This window comes from Microbacterium sp. ER1 (assembly GCF_023383675.1).
Lineage (GTDB): Bacteria > Actinomycetota > Actinomycetes > Actinomycetales > Microbacteriaceae > Microbacterium.
This window is the reverse complement of record NZ_QCXO01000051.1, coordinates 1-275: the sequence shown is the minus strand read 5'-3', so window position 1 is coordinate 275 and position 275 is coordinate 1. Positions and strand designations below refer to the sequence as shown.

The 275-nt window shown below is 69.8% G+C and carries 1 protein-coding gene; it reads left to right on the top strand.

Going from position 1 to position 275, the window contains the following annotated elements:
- Nucleotides 1-92: 92 nt before the first annotated feature.
- Nucleotides 93-275, top strand: a 183-nt coding sequence (locus tag BV453_RS01720) for a response regulator (RefSeq protein ID WP_249520720.1), incomplete at its 3' end; no start/stop codon positions are given.

Genomic DNA, 275 nt, shown 5'->3' with positions numbered 1-275 from the left:
CCCGGCCCGGTCTTCAGGTTCACCGCCCTGTTGCCCACCAACGAGCCTGGCGTGCCCGGCCCGCTCCCCCGCTCCTCAACGAATGGTGCCCCATGATCTCCGTAGTCCTCGCCGACGATCAGTCCCTGATCCGCACGGCGGTGGCCGAACTCGTCTCGCACGAGGAGGGCTTCAGCGTGGCCGGGCAGGCCGGGAACGGGCGTGAGGCCGTGGAGCTGGTGCGCCAGAGCCGCCCGGACATCGTGCTGATGGACATCCGGATGCCCGTGATGGAC